The 16,695-nt window shown below is 71.6% G+C and carries 13 protein-coding genes, 3 tRNA genes and 2 pseudogenes; 11 read left to right on the forward strand and 7 right to left on the reverse strand.

The annotated features are described in order from the left end of the window. The 5 genes and pseudogenes from G3I41_RS33155 to G3I41_RS33175 all read left to right on the forward strand — a co-directional run. Positions 1–204 (forward strand): annotated as a pseudogene (locus G3I41_RS33155) (sirohydrochlorin chelatase); the annotation flags it as partial. Between the two features lie 36 nt (positions 205–240). Continuing rightward, positions 241–1,563 (forward strand): deoxyguanosinetriphosphate triphosphohydrolase, encoded by a 1,323-nt coding sequence (locus G3I41_RS33160; protein WP_164404237.1) that lies wholly within the window; start codon positions 241–243, stop codon positions 1,561–1,563. An 89-nt stretch (positions 1,564–1,652) separates the two neighbouring features. Continuing rightward, positions 1,653–2,912 (forward strand): FAD-dependent oxidoreductase, encoded by a 1,260-nt coding sequence (locus G3I41_RS33165; RefSeq protein WP_164404238.1) that lies wholly within the window; start codon positions 1,653–1,655, stop codon positions 2,910–2,912. Positions 2,913–3,018: 106 nt separating this feature from the next. Further along, positions 3,019–4,926: a DNA primase gene (gene dnaG / locus G3I41_RS33170; protein ID WP_164404239.1), complete on the forward strand. Its 1,908-nt coding sequence runs from the start codon at positions 3,019–3,021 to the stop codon at positions 4,924–4,926. Between the two features lie 89 nt (positions 4,927–5,015). Then, positions 5,016–6,122 (forward strand): RNA polymerase sigma factor, encoded by a 1,107-nt coding sequence (locus tag G3I41_RS33175; protein ID WP_239081961.1) that lies wholly within the window; start codon positions 5,016–5,018, stop codon positions 6,120–6,122. 44 nt (positions 6,123–6,166) lie between these two features. Here the strand turns inward: G3I41_RS33175 and G3I41_RS33180 are convergent, their stop codons facing one another. The 4 genes from G3I41_RS33180 to G3I41_RS33195 form a co-directional block, all read right to left on the reverse strand. Beyond that, complete coding sequence (locus G3I41_RS33180) at positions 6,167–8,098, reverse strand: ABC transporter ATP-binding protein (RefSeq protein WP_164404241.1); 1,932 nt, start codon at positions 8,096–8,098, stop codon at positions 6,167–6,169. Further along, positions 8,098–9,831: an ABC transporter ATP-binding protein gene (locus tag G3I41_RS33185; protein WP_164404242.1), complete on the reverse strand. Its 1,734-nt coding sequence runs from the start codon at positions 9,829–9,831 to the stop codon at positions 8,098–8,100. Before G3I41_RS33185 ends, G3I41_RS33180 begins: the two co-directional genes overlap by 1 nt. A 136-nt stretch (positions 9,832–9,967) precedes the next feature. Further along, on the reverse strand, positions 9,968–11,413 hold the full coding sequence (locus G3I41_RS33190; RefSeq protein WP_164404243.1) for an FGGY family carbohydrate kinase: 1,446 nt from the start codon (positions 11,411–11,413) through the stop codon (positions 9,968–9,970). Positions 11,414–11,482: 69 nt separating this feature from the next. After that, positions 11,483–11,782 carry a YtxH domain-containing protein gene (locus G3I41_RS33195; protein WP_164404244.1) on the reverse strand — a complete coding sequence of 100 codons (300 nt, stop codon included), beginning with the start codon at positions 11,780–11,782 and terminating at the stop codon, positions 11,483–11,485. Positions 11,783–11,962: 180 nt separating this feature from the next. Between G3I41_RS33195 and G3I41_RS33200 the strand changes: the two genes are divergently transcribed. From G3I41_RS33200 to G3I41_RS37750, 5 genes and pseudogenes are all read left to right on the forward strand, one after another. Beyond that, positions 11,963–12,035: transfer RNA gene (locus G3I41_RS33200), tRNA-Asn, on the forward strand. A 5-nt stretch (positions 12,036–12,040) separates the two neighbouring features. Continuing rightward, positions 12,041–12,113: transfer RNA gene (locus G3I41_RS33205), tRNA-Asn, on the forward strand. Between the two features lie 166 nt (positions 12,114–12,279). Further along, positions 12,280–12,353, forward strand: a tRNA-Ile gene (locus G3I41_RS33210). A 359-nt stretch (positions 12,354–12,712) separates the two neighbouring features. Then, on the forward strand, positions 12,713–13,003 hold the full coding sequence (locus G3I41_RS37745; RefSeq protein WP_343242273.1) for a type II toxin-antitoxin system VapB family antitoxin: 291 nt from the start codon (positions 12,713–12,715) through the stop codon (positions 13,001–13,003). A gap of 119 nt (positions 13,004–13,122) precedes the next feature. Beyond that, positions 13,123–13,170 (forward strand): annotated as a pseudogene (locus G3I41_RS37750) (hypothetical protein); the annotation flags it as partial. A gap of 99 nt (positions 13,171–13,269) precedes the next feature. Here the strand turns inward: G3I41_RS37750 and G3I41_RS33225 are convergent. Then, complete coding sequence (locus G3I41_RS33225; protein ID WP_239081960.1) at positions 13,270–14,118, reverse strand: hypothetical protein; 849 nt, start codon at positions 14,116–14,118, stop codon at positions 13,270–13,272. Between the two features lie 65 nt (positions 14,119–14,183). Here G3I41_RS33225 and G3I41_RS33230 point away from each other — a divergent pair, with 65 nt between their 5' ends. Next, positions 14,184–15,458 carry an MFS transporter gene (locus G3I41_RS33230; protein ID WP_164404246.1) on the forward strand — a complete coding sequence of 425 codons (1,275 nt, stop codon included), beginning with the start codon at positions 14,184–14,186 and terminating at the stop codon, positions 15,456–15,458. A 14-nt stretch (positions 15,459–15,472) separates the two neighbouring features. On the opposite strand, the gene G3I41_RS33235 is transcribed toward G3I41_RS33230, so the two are convergent. Next, positions 15,473–16,279 (reverse strand): VOC family protein, encoded by an 807-nt coding sequence (locus G3I41_RS33235; protein WP_164404245.1) that lies wholly within the window; start codon positions 16,277–16,279, stop codon positions 15,473–15,475. A gap of 43 nt (positions 16,280–16,322) precedes the next feature. Further along, positions 16,323–16,695, reverse strand: a 373-nt coding sequence (locus G3I41_RS33240; protein WP_275408470.1) for a carboxyl transferase domain-containing protein, incomplete at its 5' end; no start/stop codon positions are given.

Genomic DNA, 16,695 nt, shown 5'->3' on the forward strand with positions numbered 1-16,695 from the left:
AGGATCGCCGTCGCCTCGTACTTCACCGCGCCGGGCCGCTTCGCCTCGGCCGCCGCCGCCCACGCGCCCTGGATCGCCGCCGCCCCGCTCGGCGCCCACCCCGCACTGGCGCGGCTGCTCCTGCACCGCTACGACCAGGCGCGCACGGCCGGAACCGCCGCGTACGACATACCCATGAACACACGTTTTCCGGCCTCCGCCTGACCCCTCCTGTCGGTGCGGCGGATTACTGTCGGACCCATGAACGGCACGGACGGCACACAGCATCCCGGTACGGCGCCCTACGGCCCCGCCGACGCCGAGCGCTGGGACCCCGAGCCGGACAAACGCCCCGGCCGCACCGCCTTCCAGCGCGACCGCGCCCGCGTGCTGCACTCCGCGGCGCTGCGCAGGCTCGCCGGGAAGACCCAGGTCGTCACGCCCGGCACCCGCGGCCCCGCCTGGGACGCCAGCCCGCGCACCCGGCTCACCCACTCCCTGGAGTGCGCCCAGGTCGGCCGCGAGCTGGGCGCCGCCCTCGGCTGCGACCCCGACCTGGTGGAGGCGGCCTGCCTCTCCCACGACATGGGACACCCGCCTTTCGGCCACAACGGCGAACAGGCGCTCAACGACTTCGCCTCCGACTGCGGCGGCTTCGAGGGCAACGCGCAGTCGCTGCGGCTGCTCACCCGCCTCGAGCCCAAGCGCTTCGTCCCCGACACCCGCACCGGCGACCTGGCCAGCGTCGGCCTCAACCTCACCCGCGCCGCCCTCGACGCCGCCACCAAGTACCCCTGGCCCCGGGACGCCCACCCCACCGATCCCGGCTCGCCCAAATTCGGGGTCTACGAGGACGACCTGCCGGTCTTCCAGTGGTTCCGCGAGGGCGCCCCGCGCCACCGCAGGTGCTTCGAGGCCCAGGTCATGGACTGGTCCGACGACGTGGCCTACTCCGTGCACGACTTCGAGGACGGACTGCACGCCGGGCACATCGACCCCAACTGCCTGGAGGCCGAGCCGGAGCGCCGGGACATCTGGAACGTGGCCATCGGCCGCTACGTCCCCGCCGACACCGACCCGCAGGAGCTGGCCGACGCGCTCGACCGGCTCATCGCCCAGGAGTGGTGGCCGCACGGCTACGACGGCTCCGCCGTCGCCCAGGCCCGGCTGAAGGACGCCACCAGCCAGCTGATCGGCCGCTTCTGCCTCGCCGCCGAGACCGCCACCCGCCAGGCCCACGGCACCGGACGCCTCACCCGTTACGCCGCCGAGCTGGTCGTCCCGCGCGCCACCCGCAACGAGTGCGCGGTGCTCAAGGCCATCGCCGACCGCTACGTGATGCAGCGCGCCGAGCAGGAGGAGATCCGCGCCGACCAGCGCGTCGTCATCGCCGAGCTGGCCGCCGCCCTCACCGCCCGGGCCCCCGAAGGGCTCGAACCGCAGCTGCGCGCGCTGTACGAGGCGGCGCCCGACGACCGCTCCCGCAAGCGGGTCCTCGTCGACCAGATCGCCGCCCTCACGGACGCCTCCGCCCGCGCCCTGCACGCCCATCTCACCCGGGAGGGCGCCCGCCACCGGGAGTGACCTGATCGGGCCACACCCCCTTCCGCCACTACGCTGCGTGCGGGACGCTCGCAGTTGGCGCCGCGCAGCAAGCACCGAGGAGGCATCACGTGGTCGACGCGCATCGGACGTTCGTCATCGTCGGCGGAGGGCTGGCCGGGGCGAAGGCAGCCCAGACGCTCCGGTCGGAGGGGTTCAGCGGCCGGGTCATCCTGATCGGCGACGAGCTCGACCATCCGTACGAACGCCCGCCCCTGTCCAAGGGCTACCTGACCGGGAAGGAGGACCGCGACAGCGTCTTCGTCCACGAGACCGCCTGGTACGCGGGCGCGGAGATCGAGCTCCACCTCGGCCAGTCCGTCACCGCCCTGAACCGCGAGGCGCGCACCGTGGAGACGGGCGACGGCACCGTCATCCACTACGACAAGCTGCTCCTCGCCACCGGCGCCGAACCCCGCCGCCTCGACGTCCCCGGCACGGACCTGGCCGGCGTCCACCACCTGCGCCGCCTCGCCCACGCCGACCGGCTGCGCAACGTCCTCGCCGCCCTCGGCCGCGACAACGGCCACCTGGTCATCGCCGGGGCCGGCTGGATCGGCCTGGAGGTCGCGGCGGCCGCCCGCGGCTACGGCGCCGAGGTCACGGTGGTCGAACCGGAGGCGACCCCGCTGCTCCGGGTCGTCGGACCGGAGGTCGGCCAGATCTTCACCGAGCTCCACAGCGACCACGGCGTCCGCTTCCACTTCGGCGGCCGGCTCACCGAGATCGTCGGCCAGGACGGCATGGTCCTCGCCGTGCGCACCGACGACGGCGAGGAGCATCCGGCCCACGACGTCCTCGCCGCCATCGGCGCCGCGCCCCGCACCGCGCTCGCCGAGGCCGCCGGCCTGGAGATCGCCCCGCGCGAAGCGGGCGGCGGCATCGCCGTCGACGCCTCGCTGCGCACCAGCGACCCGCACGTCTACGCCGCCGGCGACGTGGCGAGCGCCGCCCACCCGCTGCTCGGGACCCGGCTGCGGGTCGAGCACTGGGCCAACGCGCTGAACGGCGGCCCGGCCGCGGCCCGCGCCATGCTCGGCCAGGACGTCGCCTACGACCGGGTGCCCTACTTCTTCTCCGACCAGTACGACCTGGGCCTGGAGTACTCCGGCTGGGCCCCGCCCGGCAGCTACGACCAGGTGGTCATCCGGGGCGACGCGGGCAAACGCCGGTTCATCGCGTTCTGGCTGAAGGACCGCACCGTGCTCGCCGGGATGAACGTCAACGTGTGGGACGTCACGGAGCACGTGCAGAAGCTGATCCGGGCCGGCCGCCCCGTCGACCCGGACGCCCTGGCCGACCCCTCGGTGCCCCTGGAAACCCTGGCCTGAACGGCCCCGGGCCGGCGCGCGGGATCCCGCCACAGCCTCCGCACCGGCCCGGGACCGACCCCCGCCCCGGCCGTTCCTGTCCGAGCCCACCCGTAGACTTCCATGCGTGGCAGGCAGGATCAATGACGACGATGTGAAGGCGGTACGGGACGCGGTCCCGATCGACGCCGTCGTTTCCGAGTACCTCCAGCTGCGCAACGCGGGCGGGGGCAACCTCAAGGGCCTCTGCCCCTTCCACGACGAGAAGTCCCCCTCCTTCCAGGTCAGTCCGAGCAAGGGTCTGTTCCACTGCTTCGGCTGCCAGGAGGGCGGCGACACGATCGCCTTCGTGCAGAAGATCGACCACCTGACCTTCGCCGAGGTGGTCGAGCGGCTCGCCGCCAAGGCCGGCATCACCCTGCGCTACGAGGAGGGCGGCTACAACCCCTCCCACCAGCGCGGCGAGCGGATCAGACTGGTCGAGGCGCACAAGGCGGCCGCCCAGTTCTACGTGGACCAGCTGAACGGCCCCGAGGCCGAGATCGGCCGCACGTTCCTCGCGGAACGGGGCTTCGACCAGGCCGCGGCCGCCCACTTCGGCGTCGGTTACAGCCCGGCCGGCTGGGACCACCTCACCCGCTTCCTGCGCGGCAAGGGGTTCAGCGACAAGGAGCTGATCACCTCCGGCCTCTCCCAGGACGGCAGGCGCGGTCCCATCGACCGCTTCCGGGGCCGCCTGATGTGGCCGATCCGCGACACCGCGGGGGACGTCGTCGGCTTCGGTGCCCGCAAGCTCCGCGACGACGACAACGGCCCGAAGTACCTCAACACCCCCGAGACCCCGATCTACAAGAAGTCCCAGGTGCTGTACGGCATCGACCTGGCCAAGAAGGACATCGCCAAGTCCAGCCGGGCCGTCGTGGTCGAGGGCTACACCGACGTGATGGCCTGCCACCTCGCCGGGGTCACCACCGCCATCGCCACCTGCGGCACCGCCTTCGGCGGCGACCACATCAAGATCCTCCGCCGCCTCCTCATGGACAACGGCAGCGCCCGCGTGATCTTCACCTTCGACGGCGACGCGGCCGGCCAGAAGGCCGCCCTGCGCGCCTTCGAGGACGACCAGAAGTTCGCAGCCGAGACGTACATCGCCATCGCCCCGGACAACATGGACCCGTGCGACCTGCGCCTGGTCAAGGGCGACGAAGCCGTCCGCGACCTGGTCGAACCGCGCACCCCGCTCTTCGAGTTCGCGCTGCGCCAGATCGTCGGGCGGTACGACCTGGAGACCCCGGCCGGCCGCGCCGCCGCGCTGGACGAGGCCGCCCCCGTCGTCGCCAAGATCAAGACGGGCAGCGTCCAGCGCGAGGTCGCCGTCCAGCTGGCCGGCTTCATCGGCATCCTGGACCAGGAGTACGTCGTCCACCGGATCAACCAGCTCGCCCAGTGGGCCCGGGGCCGGGGCGGCGACCGGCGCGGGCCCGCCCCCGCCGCCCGCGGTGGAGCCCGCCAGCAGCAGGTCCAGGCCCCGCCCGTCCCCTCGGGCCCCGCGCTCAACCTCCGCAGCCCCGCCCACCGCACCGAACGCGAACTGCTCAAGCTCGCCCTCCAGCGCCCCGAGCTGGTCGCGCCCGCCTTCGACGCCTACGGGGCCGACGAGTTCACCGCACCGCCCTACGCCGCCGTGCGCCAGTGCATCGAGGAGGCGGGCGGCGCCGAACAGGGCCTCGCCGACAGCCGCGAATATCTCGTCCGGGTCCTCGACGCCACGCCCAACGAAGCCGTCCGCAAGCTGATCACCGAGCTCGCGGTCGAGGTCTTCCATGGCAAGTCCATCGACGAGAACTACGCCGGTGAGCACCTGGTCAAGGTCCGCCTGCGCGCCGTCGACCGCAGGATCCTCGACGTCCAGAGCAGCCTGGCCCGGCTCGGCAGCAACGTGGCCCCCGACCACCTCGCCGCCGCGCAGAACGAGGTCTGGGTCCTCCAGCAGTACGCCCAGACCCTGCGCAACCACGGCGCCGACGCCCTCTGACCCAGGGTCTGTAACGGAGCGGACTCAGAAAGTCACCGCACGCCCCTCGTGGCGGCTGTGTGTCGTACCCCACACTGGATGGCGGTGCCCTGAGTCATCGGAGCGCGGCCCCACCCCCGCGGTCCGGCAGCGATCACCTGGAGGTCGCCCCCGTGCAGACCCGGACCGTCACCGAAGCCGAGAGCGCCCCGGCCATCCCCTTACAGGCGCGGGCCGCGAACCACCCCGACGTGGTCATGGAGGAGCCCGACGAGCCCCCGGAGCCGCGCGGCAGACCTGAGGCCGGGCCCACCTCGGACCTGTTCCGCCAGTACCTGCGCGAGATCGGGCGCATCCCGCTGCTGACAGCGGCCGACGAGGTGGAGCTCGCCCGGCGCGTCGAGGTCGGCCTGTTCGCCGAGGAGCGCCTCGCCCGCACCCCGGACCCCGACACCCGCCTCGCCGTCGACCTGGACCGGCTCGTCGTCATGGGCCGCACGGCCAAGCGCCGCCTCATCGAGGCCAACCTGCGCCTCGTCGTCTCCGTCGCCAAGCGCTACGTGGGCCGCGGCCTGACCATGCTCGACCTCGTCCAGGAGGGGAACCTCGGCCTGATCCGCGCCGTCGAGAAGTTCGACTACACGCGCGGCTACAAGTTCTCCACGTACGCGACCTGGTGGATCCGGCAGTCGATGTCCCGCGCCCTCGCGGACCAGGCGCGCACCATACGCGTCCCGGTCCACGTCGTGGAGCTGATCAACCGCGTCGTCCGGGTCCAGCGCCGCATGCTCCAGGAACGCGGCTACGAGCCCGCGCCCGAGGAGCTCGCCGCCCACCTCGACCTGACGCCCGAACGGGTCGGCGAGATCCTGCGCCTGGCCCAGGAACCCATCTCGCTGCACGCCCCGGTCGGCGACGAGGAGGACGTCTCGCTCGGCGACCTCATCGAGGACGGCGACGCCGCGTCCCCCGTGGAGTCCGCCGCCTTCCTGCTGCTGCGCCGGCACCTGGAGGACGTGCTCTCCACCCTGGGCGAGCGCGAACGCGAGGTGGTCCAGCTGCGCTACGGGCTGGCCGACGGACGGCCCCGCACCCTGGAGGAGATCGGCCGCCTCTTCGGCGTGACCCGCGAGCGCATCCGCCAGATCGAGTCCAGGACCCTCAACAGACTCCGCGACCACGCCTCCGCCGACCAGCTCCGCGGCTACCTCGACTGACGCGCGGGCGCGCCCCCGAGGCGGCCGCGAAGCGGCCGTACCGCTCAGTCGACCTCGGCGACCGCCTGGGCGAACTGGGCCGCGTACAGCCGGGCGTAGGCGCCCTTCGCGTCCAGCAGTTCGTCGTGCGTGCCCTGCTCCACGATCGAGCCGTTCTCCATGACCAGGATGACGTCGGCGTCCCGGATGGTGGAGAGCCGGTGCGCGATCACGAAGCTGGTGCGGCCGTGCGCCAGGCCCGCCATCGCCTTCTGGATCAGTACCTCGGTCCGGGTGTCCACGGAGCTGGTCGCCTCGTCCAGCACGAGTATCACCGGGTCGGACAGGAACGCCCGGGCGATCGTGATCAGCTGCTTCTCGCCCGCGCTGACCCCGGAGCCCTCGTCGTCGATCACCGTGTCGTAACCGTCCGGCAGGGTCCGGATGAAGCGGTCGGCGTGGGCCGCCCGCGCCGCCTCCTCGATCCGCTCCCGGCCGACGTCGCCGGAGGCCCCGTAGGCGATGTTCTCCGCGATGGTCCCGCCGAACAGCCAGGTGTCCTGGAGGACCATGCCGATGCCCGAGCGCAGGTCCGCCCGCGACATCTTCGCGATGTCCACGCCGTCCAGCGTGATCCGGCCGCCCGTCACCTCGTAGAACCGCATCAGCAGGTTGACCAGCGTCGTCTTGCCGGCGCCCGTCGGGCCGACGATCGCGACCGTGTGGCCCGGTTCGACGTTCAGCGACAGGTCCTCGATGAGCGGCTTCTCCGGGTCGTAGCGGAACGACACGTGCTCCAGCGCGACGCTGCCGCGCAGCACGCCGGGGTGCTCGCCCTCGCCCTTCGCCGGATCGGCCTCCTGCTCCTCGGCGTCCAGCAGCTCGAAGATCCGCTCCGCCGACGCCACACCGGACTGCACCAGGTTGGCCATCGAGGCGACCTGGGTCAGCGGCATCGAGAACTGCCGCGAGTACTGGATGAACGCCTGCACATCACCGATCGACAGCGAGCCGGACGCGACCCGGAGCCCGCCGACCACGGCGATCAGCACGTAGTTCAGGTTCGACACGAACATCATCAGCGGCTGCATGATCCCGCTGTTGAACTGCGCCTTGAACCCGGCCTCGTACAGCGCCTCGTTCTGCTCGGCGAAGTCCCTCGCGGACTCCTCCTGCCGGCCGAAGACCTTCACCAGGGTGTGCCCGGTGTACATCTCCTCGATGTGGGCGTTGAGCTTGCCGGTGACCTTCCACTGCTGCACGAACTGCGGCTGCGAACGCTTGCCGACCTTCGTCGCCACGACCACCGACAGCGGCACCGTCACCAGGGCGACCAGCGCCAGCAGCGGCGAGATCCAGAACATCATCACCAGCACGCCGATGATCGTCAGCAGCGAGTTGATGAGCTGGCCCATCGTCTGCTGCATCGTCTGCGAGATGTTGTCGATGTCGTTCGTCGCCCGGCTCAGCACCTCGCCGCGCTTGGCGCGGTCGAAGTACGCGAGCGGCAGCCGCGACAGCTTTGTCTGGATGTCCTCGCGCAGCTGGAACACGACCCGGTTGATGATCCGGATCGACAGGCGCGTCGACACCAGCATCAGCAGTCCCGCGCCGACGTACACCGCCAGCGCCAGCAGCAGGACCTCGCCGACCGCGCCGAAGTCGATGCCCCGACCCGGCGTGAAGTCCACCCCGGACAGCATGTCGGCCAGGCCGCTGTTGCTCCTGCGCAGACCCTCGACGGCCTGCTCCTTGGTCGTCCCCGCGTCCATGGACCGGCCGATGACCCCGGCGAAGACCAGGTCGGTCGCCTTGCCGAGGATCTTCGGACCGACCACGGAGAACCCGACGCTGAACGCCACCGCGACCAGCACCACGTACAGGGAGTTCTTCTCGACGGCGAAGCGCCTCAGCAGCCGCTTCGAGGACCCCTTGAAGTCCATGGACCGCTCGGTCGGCGCCCCGCCCGCCATCATGCGTCCGCCAGGCCCGGCCATTACGCGGCCTCCGCTTCCGTCAGCTGGGAGAGAACGATCTCCCGGTACGTGTCATTGCCGTCCATCAGCTCGTGATGGGTGCCGGTCCCGACGACCCGCCCCTCGTCCAGCACGATGATCCGGTCGGCCTCCCGGATGGTGGAGACCCGCTGGGCCACGATCACCACGGTCGCCTCGGCGGTCTCCCGCCCGAGCGCCGTGCGCAGCGCCGCGTCGGTCGCGTAGTCCAGCGCCGAGAACGAGTCGTCGAAGAGGTAGATCTCCGGGCGCTGCACCAGCGTCCGCGCGATCGAGAGCCGCTGGCGCTGACCGCCGGAGACGTTGGTGCCGCCCTGCGCGATCGGGGCGTCGAGCCCGTGCTCCAGGCCCTGGACGAACTCCTTCGCCTGGGCCACCTCCAGCGCGTGCCACAGCTCCTCGTCGGTCGCGTCCGGGTTCCCGTACCGCAGGTTCGTCGCGACCGTCCCGGAGAACAGGTACGGCTTCTGCGGGACCAGACTCACCGTCCTCGCCAGCAGCGCCGGGTCCAGCGTCCGCACATCGGTGCCGTCCACCAGCACCTGGCCGTCCGTCACGTCGAACAGCCGGGGTACGAGCCCGAGCAGCGTCGACTTGCCGCTGCCCGTCGACCCGATGATCGCGGTCGTCTCGCCCGGCCGCGCCACCAGGTCCACCGCCCGCAGCACCGGCTCCTCGGCGCCCGGGTAGCGGAAGTCCGCACCGCGCACCTCCAGGTGCCCGTGGGCGCGCAGCTCGCGCACCGGCTCGACGGGCGGGACGACGCTGGAATCGGTCTCCAGGACCTCCTGGACGCGCTCCGCGCACACCTCGGCGCGCGGCACCATCATGAACATGAAGGTCGCCATCATCACCGACATGACGATCTGCATCAGATAGGCGAGGAACGCGGTCAGCGCGCCGATCTCCATCCCGCCGCTGTCGATGCGGTGCGCACCGAACCAGACCACGGCGATGGACGACACGTTCACGACGGTCATCACCGTCGGGAACATCAGGGCCATCAGCCGGCCCGTCGACAGCGCCACGTCCGTCAGCTCGGTGTTGGCGCCCCGGAAGCGCCCCTCCTCGTACGTGTCGCGCACGAACGCGCGGATGACGCGGTTGCCGGTGATCTGCTCCCGCAGCACCCGGTTCACGGTGTCGAGCCGCTTCTGCATCTGGCGGAACAGCGGGCGCATCTTCCGCACGATGAGGCTGACCGCGATCGCGAGGACCGGCACCACCGCGAGGAGTACCGCCGAGAGCGGGACGTCCTGGCCCAGCGCCATGATGATGCCGCCGACACACATGATCGGCGCCGACACCATCAGCGTGAACGTCATCAGGACCAGCATCTGTATCTGCTGGACGTCGTTGGTCGTACGGGTGATCAGCGACGGGGCGCCGAACCGCCCGAACTCGCGCGAGGAGAAGGACTGCACCCGGTCGAAGACGGACGCCCGCACGTCCCGCCCGAGCGCGGACGCGGTGCGGGCGCCGATGTAGACGGCCCCGATGTTGCAGACCACCTGGGCGATGCTGACGACGATCATCACGCCGCCGTACTGGAGGATGTAGCCCGTGTCCCCCCGCACGACACCGTTGTCGATGATGTCGGCGTTGAGGGTCGGCAGGTAGAGGGTGGCGCAGGTCTGGAGCAGCTGGAAGACGACCAGCACCGCGAGTGGTTTCTTGTACGGACCGAGATAGGCCCGCAGAATTTTTATGAGCACGCGTGTCTCTCGGAGTCGGCGTAGGTCGGGGGGAGCCGACCCATCTTCCGGCACCGCTCGCCGGGACCGCGAACGTTTTTCTTCAAGTCCAGGTCAAAAAACGGACCCGGTCCACAATTTCGCGTCCCCTCCGCACTCACCGTGGCGAGTCGAACGCCCCCGGGTGGATCTGGTCCCGCGTCGCGATGTACTGCTGGCGCACCGCCTGCCCCACGGCCAGCTCCTCGCCGGTCTCCAGCACCTGCGCCGCCGCGCCCTGCCAGGCCGGGGGAGTGCGCCCGTCGAGCGCCCCCTGCGAGACCCCGAGCGCCCACGCCGCCTGCCGGGCCGCGCCCAGCGCCGCGTACTGGGCGGGCTCCGGTACGACCACCTGCGTGCCCAGCAGCGCGGGCGCCAGCCGCTGCACCGCGGTCAGCTCGGCCGCCGCGCCCAGCAGGAAGACCCGCCGCACCTCCACGCCCCGGCCCCGCAGCACGTCGAGCGCGTCCGCGAGGGAGCACAGCATCCCCTCGAACGCGGCCCGCGCCAGGTGCTCCGGCTTCATCGACTCCCGCCGCAGCCCGCACAGGGTCCCGGCGGTGTGCGGCAGCTGGGGGGTGCGCTCGCCCTCCAGATACGGCAGGAGGACGAGCCCCGAGGAGCCCGGCGTCGACTTCAGGGCCAGCGCGGACAGGGCGTCCAGCCCCTCCACGTCCAGCATCTCGGCGGTCCCGCGCAGCGCGCGCACCGCGTTCGACGTGTGCACCACCGGCAGGTGCATGCCCGTGGCGTCGGCGAACGAGGTGATCATCCCGGTCGGGTCGGCCAGCGCCTCGTGGTGCACGGCCATCACGGAGCCCGAGGCCCCCAGCGACACGACCGCGTCCCCGACCCCGACGCCCAGGCCGAAGGCCGCCGCCATGGTCTCGCCGGTCCCCGCGGAGATCAGCAGCCCCTCCGGCGTCATCCCGGCCGCCTCGGACGGGCCCAGCACCTCCGGCAGCGCCGCCTGACGGCCGAGCGCCAGCTCCACCAGGTCCGGCCGGTAGGACTCGGTCCCCGCCGACCAGTAACCCGTGCCGGACGCGGCACCCCGGTCGGTGGTCCGCCGGGCCGGCCGCCCGAGCAGCTGCCACACCAGCCAGTCGTGCGGCTGGAGCACCGCCGCCACCCGCTGCGCCTGCTCCGGCTCGGACCGCGCCAGCCAGCGCAGTTTCGCCACCGGCTGTGCGGACTGCGGCACCGCGCCGACCGCCTCGGCCCACGCCTGCCGCCCGCCCAGCCCGTCGATCAGATCGGCCGCGGCGGCCTGCGCCCGCTTGTCGTTGCCGAGCAGCGCGGGGCGCACGAGGTTGCCCTGGTGGTCCAGGGGTACGAGCCCGTGCTGCTGCGCGGAGACGCCGATGGCCTGCACCCCTTCGAGCAGCCCGCCGGTGGCGGCCTCACCGAGGGAGAGCAGCCACGCCTGCGGGTCGGCCTCGGCGGCCTTGGCCTCGACGGGGTGCGGGGCGTACCCCTCGCGCAGTACGGCGCCCGTGTCCGTATCGCAGACCACGATGTGTGTGAAGGCGGAAGAACTGTCCAAGCCGGCGACTATGCCCATACACAGATTCTGCCGCACCCCCGGAGGTTTCCCGTACCGGTGGCGCGGCAGAACCGACGGCGGGGCCGGCTAGGTGTTGGTGGTCCCCCAGTCGTCCTCGACGCCGTTCCCGCGTCCCCGCATGGACCGGACCCGGTCCGCCACGGACGCCGGCACCTTGTCGCCGACCTTCTCGCCCACGGCGTGGTACGCCTTCCCCGCGAACTCCCGGCCGTTCTGGGCCGCCGTCTCGCAGGTGTTGCGCACGGCCGGGTTCTGGGCGAACTGGCGCGCGGACTTCTTCAGCTGCTCGTAACGCTCGCGCCCGGCCCGCGTGCCGAGCACGTATCCGAGGGCCATTCCGGCGATGAACGTGAGCCGGTACCGCATGGCTGCCACCCTTCCTTCGCTCCGTGCGACGTGTGCTGCCCGCCTACCCGCAGACGCCCGAGATCACCCCGGTCGATACCGATTGGCAAAGCACCCCCCTGCTTGCGCTAATGTATGTGTCGCAGCGAGCGCGCGCCGCCCGGCATCCGCCAGGCAGGTACGTTCGAGGCACCGCAGCAATCCCCTGTAGCTCAATTGGCAGAGCAGCCGGCTGTTAACCGGCAGGTTACTGGTTCGAGTCCAGTCGGGGGAGCGCGATCCCCTGTAGCTCAATTGGCAGAGCATTCGGCTGTTAACCGGAGGGTTACTGGTTCGAGTCCAGTCGGGGGAGCGATCGGAAGAGGACCCCTGCGGGGTCCTTTTTCGTGTGCCCGGAACCGGGCGGCGAGCAGCGCCGTCTTCATGGTCATCAACAGCCGGGCAGCCGCAGCGGGAGATCGTATGACCGGCTATGCTGCGGCAGACGGTGCGCACACTTGTACGCGCCACGCCGAGACGGGGCGGTAGCTCAGCCGGTTAGAGCAGCGGACTCATAATCCGTCGGCCGTGGGTTCGAGTCCCACCCGCCCCACTCAGCAGAATCGATCTGACCTGCGAAAACGCAGTTCTTGTGGCCGTTTTCCGTGCGGTACTCGCCGCACGCGGTGCGATACTGAGCCGCTTTCGCTTGGCGGCGGCACCCGTGATGCTCGCCTGACCTGGCCTTTTGTGATGATCGCCGGAGTGCGCGTTGTTGCTGGGTCCCACGGCCGCTGAAGCAGGGGCCCTGCCTCACTGCTTCGACATCAGTCGCTCGGCATGTGGCTGGTGGTCGCCGTTGCGCGGCCGGGCGGGCTCCCTCTATGCCGCGTTCGGTGATCTGCCGTCCACGGATGTTGGTGATGTATCGCATCTATGTACATCGTGGACTCAGGTGAGGGGGTGGCTGATATGTCTGTGACGCAGGTCGATCTCGATGACGAGGCGCTGGCTGAGGCGATGCGGCTCATGGGTGTCTCGACGAAGAAGGAGACGGTCAACGGGGCTTTGAGGGACTACGTGGCGCGCGTCAAGCGGATGGAAGCTGCTGAGAAGCTGGCCGCGAGGGGTGAGCGAGGCGAGTTCGAGGCTGCGGCTGCGGCGGAGGCGGGAACGGCCGGTCCTGGTCGAGCACCGCCGACGGCTTCGCGTCCACCGGGGGCGGCACCACCGGCGGCGCGGCCGGGGCCACGGTCACCGTGAAGACCTACGCCGATCTCGTGACGTACGCGACGGCGTCCGAGCCGTACACCATCAAGGTCGCCGGGGCCATCAAGGTGGCCCCGTACGGGCGCGAGATTCCCGTCAAGTCCGACAAGACGGTGGTCGGTGTCGGCACCTCCGGCCAGAGCGTCAACGGCGGCTTCTTCCTCGCCTCCGGCACGAAGAACGTGATCATCCGCAACCTCACCATCCGCGACAGACTGCCCGGCGGCAGGTGTTCGGCGGGCGAGACGGTGAAGCCGGTGTCAGCAGCGCGACGGGTTCGTCGCTGCCCTTCGCCGGCCGCGCGACGCGTGTTCCGTCTCGTCCGCCTCCCCAGGCCGACGCGGCACGTTCCCGTACTTCGGGTTGGGCTCCCCGCGCACCGCACCCGTGACCTCCCCCGGGCACCCCGGCGGGGGGTATCCCGGTACGTCGCGGACCTTGTAGTAGACGCAGACCAGCCGGGGCCCATGGGGCAGCATCCGGGTCTCGCCGCAGGACGGGCAGCGCGCCTCCGTGTGGAGCAGGGTCCTCGGTTCCGTGAACACGTGGGGCAGGCGGGCCTCCGTGACGGCTGCCCGGGGCAGCGTCAGGCCGTAGTGGTCGCCGAGGACCCGGTAGACGTCGGACGCGTCGTCCCCGAAGGCGCCGTGGGGGCGGGCGCGGAAACCGGCCTCCGCGATCAGGCGCCGGCTCACCGGGTGGGCGGCGTCGGCCGTCCCGTACTCCCGGAGCGTCCAGTCGGTCTCGCCGTCCACGGTCACCGTGACGGACGGGGGGTCCATGGTGGTGTCGAGGATGTCCACGACCGTGTGGCGGGATCTGAGGTCTCTGCCGGGGGCCAGCCGATCGTCGCGGTGTCCGGCCTCGGGCGTCTCCAGGGCGAACGCCCAGCCGGCCGCCTCGCCCACCATCGCCCAGTCCGGAAGTTCCGAGGAACCGGGCCCGTGGAAGAGATCCGCCGCCCCCGGGGCGGTCTCCGGATCGATGAGCGTGCCCGGCCGCGCACCCAGGTGCACCGCGAGGGTCTCGGGGGTGATGCCCTTCACCATGGTGAGGGAGTAGCCCTCCCGGCCGAGCTCGTCGTCCAGCCACGCGATTCCGTCGGTCATGGCGGCACTTTAGGGCCTTCCTCCGACGTCCTGACCGGTCGATACCATTCCGCGTGACCGAATCCCTGACCGAATCCGCCGAGGGCGCCGACGAACCGGCGGCCCGGGGACGCATATTCGCCGACCTGACCCCTTTGCGCACTTCGCCCGACTACCGGCGGCTCTGGTTCGGGAACACCGTGTCCTGGATCGGGCAGGGCATGACCGCGCTCGCGGTCTCGTTGCAGGTGTACGACCTGACCGGGTCGGCGTTCTCCGTGGGGCTCATCGGGGCGTGTTCGCTGGTGCCGCTCGTGGTTTTCGGGCTGTACGGCGGTGCCGTGGCGGACACCGTGGACCGGCGGAAGCTGGGGCTGGTCAGCGCGTTCGGCTCGTTCCTGCTGTCGGTGGCGCTCGTCGGGGTCACCGTGGCCGGGGTCGAACGGGTGGGGGTGCTGTACGGGGTCGTCGCGCTCCAGGCCGTCTGCTTCGCGCTCAACTCGCCCGCCCGCAGCTCGATGATCGCCCGGCTGCTGCCGGCCGAGCAGCTGCCCGCCGCCAACGCGCTGAACTCGATGACCAGCACCACCGGCACGCTCGTCGGGCCCATGCTCGGCGGCCTCATCGTCGGCTGGTGGGGGTACCGGGCCGCGTACGGGGTCGACGCCGTCACCTTCACGGCCTCCCTCTACGCGATGTGGCGGCTGCCCTCCATGCTGCCCGACCGGGACGACGCGGCGAACCGGAAGCGGGCCTCCGTCCTGGACGGCCTGCGGTTCCTCGGGACCCGGCCCAACCTGCGGATGACGTTCCTCAGCGACCTGTGCGCCATGGTGCTCGCCCAGCCCCGCGCGCTCTTCCCCGTCGTCGCCGTCGTCTGGTACGGGGGCGACGCGAAGACCACCGGACTGCTCGTCGCCGCACCGGCGCTCGGGGCGCTCCTCGGCGGGGTGTTCTCCGGATGGCTCGGCAGCGTCCGGCGGCACGGTCTCGCGGTCCTGGTCGCCGTCGCCTGCTGGGGCGCCGCCATCGCCGTCTTCGGGCTGACCCGGCAGCTCTGGCTGGGGATCCTGTTCCTGGCGCTCGCCGGGGCCGCCGACACCACGTCCATGGTCTTCCGCAACACCATGCTCCAGGCGGCCGTGCCGGACGAGCTGCGCGGACGGCTCCAGGGCGTCTTCATCGTGGTGGTGGCCGGCGGGCCCCGGCTGGGGGACTTCCTCGCCGGGTCCGCCGCCGACCTGACCTCCCCCGGTCTCGCCGTGACCGGCGGCGGGATCGCGTGTGCCGTCGCCGTGGGGCTGCTCGCGCTGCGGTGGCCCGCCTTCGCCCGGTACGACGCGCGCCACCCCGAGGCGTAGAGGGGGCGGCGGCTCTACGCCTCCCGCTCCAGTGTGGGCATCTCGCCGCCCGTCGTACCGCTGTCGAACAGCGAGAACGGTGCGCCCTGCGGGTCCGTGAGCGCGGCGAACCTGCCGAACGGGATGGTCATCGGACCGAACCGCAGCGTCGCTCCCAGCGACTTCGCCTTCTCCACCGCCGCGTCGCAGTCGTCCACCCCGAAGTACACGTTCACGTACGGCTCCACGTCCGCCGGGAAGTCGTCCGTCATCCTCATACGGCCCATGACCGGGTCGGCGCCCAGGTCGTAGAGCGTGAAGTCGGCCCCGTCGTCCACCATGCGCTGCACGCCGTAGCCGAAGACCGCCGGGAAGAAGGCGTCCGCCTTCTCCGGGGCGCGGGTGAAGACCTCGGCCCAGGCGAAGGCGCCGGGAGCCCGGACGGTCTCGAAGCCCTGGTGGCTGCCGGGCTCCCAGACCCCGAAGGTCACCCCGCCGGGGTCGGTGGCCAGCACCATCGTGCCGAACTCGCCGACCCGCATGGGCTCCACCAGGACGGTGCCGCCGTGGGCACGGATCTTCGACGCGGTGGCGGCCGCGTCCGGCGAGGCCAGGTACAGGCACCAGCCCGTCGGCATCCCGCCCGGCCCCGGCGGCATCAGCGCGGCGACCGCCTTGCCGTCCACCTGGGCCTGGGTGTAGTCGCCGTACTCCGGCAGCGATGCGCCGAACGTCCAGCCCAGCAGCTCACCGTAGAAGCGTTTGGCGCCCTCCGGATCGGTGAACGTCGCGTCGGCCCAGCAGGGTGTGCCCTCGGTCGTTTCTGCGGGCATCGTGGTCATCTCCTCGTACGAGTGAACGCCCCCTGTTCACGCTAGTCAGCCTTCACGCCCCCTGCCCGTCGGCAGGCGGGCAGGCGGCCACCGAGCGGGCCACGCCCAGGTCCACCAGGTCCTGCGGGCGCAGCCGGAGCTGGCCGGCCGTTTCCCGGACCCGGTCCGGGGAGCGCTTCAGGATCGCGGCGGCCAACTCGGGCGCGATGACCGAGAAGTAGCTGTCCGGGGTGACGTGCGTGTTGTCCGGCGCGGCCAGTGCCAGCGCCCCGCCCGAGCCGCCCTCGCCGATCACCAGCGTGGTGACCGGGACCCGGGCCGCCGCCACCGCCGCGAACGCGTCCGCGATGGCCGCCCCCGCGCCCGCCCGCTCCGCCTCCGCGTCGTTGGCCGCGCCCGGGGTGTCGACCAGCGTGAGGACCGGG

This window comes from Streptomyces sp. SID9727 (assembly GCF_010550605.1).
In the GTDB taxonomy this organism is placed as follows: domain Bacteria; phylum Actinomycetota; class Actinomycetes; order Streptomycetales; family Streptomycetaceae; genus Streptomyces.